Source organism: Candidatus Methylomirabilis sp., from assembly GCA_036000645.1.
Lineage (GTDB): Bacteria > Methylomirabilota > Methylomirabilia > Methylomirabilales > JACPAU01 > JACPAU01.
This window is the reverse complement of sequence record DASYVA010000070.1, coordinates 1-4191: the sequence shown is the minus strand read 5'-3', so window position 1 is coordinate 4191 and position 4191 is coordinate 1. Positions and strand designations below refer to the sequence as shown.

Sequence of the window (4191 nt, the reverse complement as noted above, 5' to 3'; positions counted from 1 at the left end):
CAGCCACGCCGAGATCGCGGCCCGGCTCGGGATCAGCCCGCGTACGGCGGAGACCCACCGGGCCAACCTGATGCGCAAGCTCCGCCTCAAGACCCAGACCGACCTGATCCGGTACGCCCTCCGGCGGGGGATTCTCGCCGTAGAAGAAAGGTGATCGCACAGTAGGCTCGTCCGCCCCGCTCTCCTCCTCCCGGTCAGCCCCAGCCACGGCACCTGAGTCCTGGTGGACAATACGAGCTTCTCGCTGCGAAAAATACGGGACTTTTGCGGGCGAACTCCGTAGGGCTCCGGATAGACAGCATGCGCCTGCCCATTCGATACTTTGGCTCTTGTCCCTCCTTCCAGGGACCGGCCCGGCTCTCGGAGAGGAAGGCATGATGCCGATTTCCGTCCTGCTCGTGGACGACAATTCTACCTTCCTGCGCATTCTTCAAGAGTTTCTGCAGCAGCACCACCAGAGCGAGGTGACCGTGGTCGGCACAGCCAACGGGAGCGAAGAGGGCCTGGCGCAAGCACGCGCCCTTCAGCCGCAAACGGTCCTGCTCGACCTGGCTATGCCCAATCTCACCGGATTGAAGGCCATCCCCCGCCTGCGGCGGATCCTCCCCGACGTCGGCATCATCGCGCTCACCCTGCTCGACCCGATCAGGTACCGGCAGGCGGCCCTCGACGCGGGGGCGGACGAGTTCGTCTCCAAGACCGACCTGACCACCGCCCTGGTGCCGGCGATCACGCGGGTGGCCCTCGCCGGTACCCCCAGACAAGCCCATCGAAGCAAGAGCGCTCGGGAGGGAGACCAGCGCTGAGAAGGAAACGAGGAGGCCTGCTTGCAGAGGGCTGGAGACGAGGCATGAGCGAGCTCGAACTTCCCCACGAAGTACCGCGCGCCGAAACGTCACCTGACGGGGTCACGGAGCCGGCCGCCCCGCAGGCCCGTCCCCCGGCGGCGCCGGGGGGCAACGGGGCCGGCGACGACGGCCGGGAGGGCTCCAGCCTGGAGGCCTGGCGTGCGCGGCGCGAAAGCCCGAGCACGCTCCCCAGCCTCCTCGGGGACCGCCTCCCGGCGAGCGACAAAGAGTTGGTGGGGGTCTCTCCCCAGATGACGCGCGTCAAGGAGATGATCCCCCGGATCGCCGCGACCGCCTCGCCGGTCCTGATCGAGGGGGAGAGCGGCACCGGCAAGGAGCTCGTGGCGGCGGCCATCCACCGGGGTTCCCCCCGCGGCCGCCGGCCGTTCGTCGCGGTCAACTGCGGCGCCATCCCCCCCGACCTCCTGGAGTCGGAGTTCTTCGGCCACGTCCGCGGCGCCTTCACCGGGGCCGTGAACGATACCCTGGGACTCCTCCGCTCGGCCCACAGCGGTACCCTCTTCCTCGACGAGGTCGCCGAGCTCCCGCCGCGGCTCCAGATCAAGCTCCTCCGGGTGCTCGACGAGAAGCGGGTCCGCCCCGTCGGCTCCACCCGGATGCACCCGGTGGACGTCCGCATCATCGCCGCCAGCAACCGGCGGCTGGAGGATGCCCTCCGGGAGGGGAGCTTCCGGGTGGACCTCTTCTACCGGCTCAACGTCATCCGGATCGTGATCCCCCCCCTCCGGGAGCGGAAGTCGGACGTCCCCGCGCTGGTCGCCCACTTCCTCCGGCAGTTCAACGAGCGGTTCGGGCGGGACGTGCAGGGGGCGAGCCCCGAGGCGATGGCCGCGCTGATGGCCTACCACTTCCCCGGGAACGTGCGCGAGCTGGAGAACCTCCTCGAGCGCGCGTACGCGCTTGGGGCCACCGGCCAGATTACGGTGGCAGATCTCCCGGACCTCTCCCCCGCCGGGAAGCCTGCCCACCCCGCGGAGCGGCTCCCCACCCTTGCCGAAGTGGAACAGGAGCTCATCCTGCGGGCCCTGCGCCTCCACCGCAACGACCCGGACAAGGCCGCCCGGGCCCTGGGCATCTCCCGCCGGACGGTCACCCGGCGGATGAAGGAGTACCGGACCTGCTAACGCTCCCTCCCACGCCTGCTTCTTTACGCCCACGGCCCGCCTCGCGGCCGCAATCCTGGCAGCCCCGCCGGTGCCCCGAGCGACGGCCATGACGCCAACGCGCAGTGGCTCCGTCGGTACCACCCCCCAGAGCTCGGTGCTTGGGCTCGTCGTTTTCACCATCGAGGCGCAGCGCTACGCCCTTCCCCTGCCCGCGACGGAGCGGATCCTGCCAATGGTAGCTGTGTCGCCCCTGCCGAAAGCTCCGGACGTCGCCCTCGGCGTGATCAACCTCCACGGCACGGTGATCCCGGTCCTCGATATCCGCCGCCGATTCGGCCTCCCTCCCCGCGACTACGGCCCGAGCGCCCATCTCGTGGTGGCGCGCACAATACGCCGCACTGTGGCACTGCCGGTCGACGAGGTTCTGGGCGTCAGGGAAGTGCCAGCGGAGGCCGTGGCGGAGCCCGGGCGGGTTCTCCCGGGCATCGGTCACGTTGCGGGGATCGCGGCGCTCGAAGACGGCCTGCTCTTCATCCAGGACCTGGACGCCTTCCTCTCTCTGGATGAAGAGCACGTCCTGACAGAAGCGCTCCAGGAGATTCGGCGGTGAGCCTATCGGTGGAGGTGTGCCGTCAGGCACGGACCCTCATTGCCACCCGCTTGGGCCTGGACTTCCCGGAACGTCGCCAGGCGGACCTGGAACGGGGCCTGGCCCGGGCCTGGCGCGCCGCAGCGGTCCCGGCGCCGGAAGCCTACCTGGCCTGGCTGGCGAACTTGCCGGACGAGAGCCCGGAGTGGAGGCGGCTCGCCAGCCATCTCACGGTGGGCGAGACCTACTTCTTCCGCGACCGCTCCTGCTTCGAGGCGCTGGAGCAGCAGGTCCTCCCCCCCTCATCGCGACCCGCCGTGCAGAGGGCATCCTGCGCCTTCGGCTCTGGAGCGCCGGGTGCGCCACCGGGGAGGAGCCGTACTCGCTTGCCATCCTGCTGGATCGCCTGCTGCCCGACCGCTCCGAGTGGGCTTTGACCATCCTGGCCAGCGACATCAACCCCGACGCCCTGGAGGCGGCCCAGCAGAGGCGCTACCGGGAGTGGGCCCTCCGGGACACGCCCGCCTGGATCCGAGATCGGTACTTCCACTCCCGGGGCGGGGGAACCTTCGAGCTCGACACGAGGATTCGGCGGATGGTCGCCTTTGCACCGCTCAATCTCGCCGAGGGGACCTACCCGGCCATGGTGACAAACACTGCCGCCATGGATCTGATCGTCTGCCGCAACGTGCTCATGTACTTCACCCGTGAGGCGCAACACGCGGCGGTCACACGGCTCCGGATGGCGCTGGTGCCGGGAGGATGGCTGGTGGTGAACCCGGCCGAGGCTTCCACCGAGCTCCTCCACCCGTTGGTTCCCGTCAATTTCCCCGGCGCCATTTTCTACAGGAAGGAGTCCGCTTCCTTCAGTCCGCCGGTCGCGAGCTGGCAGCCCGAGACAGGCTTCCCCGCCCACCCGGATCCTTTCCCCTTTGCGCCCGCGCTGGAAGCGGCGGCCACGCCGCAGGCGCCGGTCCCCTCCCCCTCCACGGCGCAGGCCGAAGACCTGCCGGACCCAGCTACTCTCCTCCGGCGAGCCCGCACCCTGGCAGACCGGGGCGACCTGGAGCAGGCCCGCCATCTCTGTCAGGCCGCAGTGGGGCGAGATCGCCTCAACCCGGAGACGCACTTCCTGCTGGCAGCGATCTGTCAGGAGCGGGGAGAAGTCCCCGCGGCCCTGGAAGCGCTTCGCCGGGCCATCTACCTGGCCCCGGAGTTCGCACCGGCCCACTTCCTCCAGGGGAGCCTCCTGCTCCGCCAAGCGAAGCGCAGGCGGGGGCAGCGCTCCATGGAGACCGTAGTGCGCCTGTTGACCTCGGTGCCGCACGATGAGCCAGTACCCGGCAGCGACGGCCTGACGGCGGGCCGCCTCCTGGAGATGGCCCGGGCATATCTGGAGGTCCGGTGATGGAAGCACCGCGGCGGGCGATCAGTTGGCAGCAGGTGTATGTCCACCTGGAGCAGGTTCGGCGGGCCCTCGAGGCCGGCGGGGAGCGTTCACCAGAAACGGTCAAGCAAATCTTGGAGGAGAGGGCGAAGGCGCTGGCGCGACCCCTGGACTCGGCTCCGACCGCCACCGCCATGCTGGACCTCTTGGTCTTCTCTCTCGCGGGGGAGCGCTACGGGA

At 69.6% G+C, this 4191-nt stretch carries 7 protein-coding genes; all 7 read left to right on the top strand.

The window, feature by feature from the left end; all coding sequences use genetic code 11:
- Positions 1 to 13: 13 nt before the first annotated feature.
- Complete coding sequence (locus VGT06_04245; GenBank protein ID HEV8662340.1) at positions 14 to 154, top strand: LuxR C-terminal-related transcriptional regulator; 141 nt, start codon at positions 14 to 16, stop codon at positions 152 to 154.
- Between the two features lie 220 nt (positions 155 to 374).
- The gene (locus VGT06_04240) at positions 375 to 806 is read left to right on the top strand and encodes a response regulator transcription factor (GenBank protein HEV8662339.1); all 432 of its coding nucleotides are present in this window, start codon (positions 375 to 377) and stop codon (positions 804 to 806) included.
- Between the two features lie 44 nt (positions 807 to 850).
- The gene (locus VGT06_04235) at positions 851 to 1993 is read left to right on the top strand and encodes a sigma 54-interacting transcriptional regulator (protein ID HEV8662338.1); all 1143 of its coding nucleotides are present in this window, start codon (positions 851 to 853) and stop codon (positions 1991 to 1993) included.
- Positions 1994 to 2081: 88 nt separating this feature from the next.
- Positions 2082 to 2585, top strand: a complete 504-nt coding sequence (locus VGT06_04230) for a chemotaxis protein CheW (protein HEV8662337.1) — start codon at positions 2082 to 2084, stop codon at positions 2583 to 2585.
- Entirely contained in the window at positions 2582 to 3001 is a 420-nt protein-coding gene (locus VGT06_04225) for a hypothetical protein (protein ID HEV8662336.1), read from the top strand. The genes VGT06_04230 and VGT06_04225 overlap by 4 nt, the downstream gene beginning before the upstream one ends.
- Complete coding sequence (locus VGT06_04220; GenBank protein HEV8662335.1) at positions 2893 to 3972, top strand: CheR family methyltransferase; 1080 nt, start codon at positions 2893 to 2895, stop codon at positions 3970 to 3972. Before VGT06_04225 ends, VGT06_04220 begins: the two co-directional genes overlap by 109 nt.
- On the top strand, positions 3972 to 4191 hold a 220-nt coding region (locus VGT06_04215; GenBank protein HEV8662334.1), incomplete at its 3' end, for a hypothetical protein. The genes VGT06_04220 and VGT06_04215, both read left to right, overlap by 1 nt.

Bases quoted from the DNA above. Each gene is read 5' to 3' on its own strand.
- VGT06_04235 (HEV8662338.1), top strand. From the start codon at position 851: ATGAGCGAGCTCGAACTTCCCCACGAAGTACCGCGCGCCGAAACGTCA.
- VGT06_04230 (HEV8662337.1), top strand. From the start codon at position 2,082: ATGACGCCAACGCGCAGTGGCTCCGTCGGTACCACCCCCCAGAGCTCG.
- VGT06_04240 (HEV8662339.1), top strand. From the start codon at position 375: ATGATGCCGATTTCCGTCCTGCTCGTGGACGACAATTCTACCTTCCTG.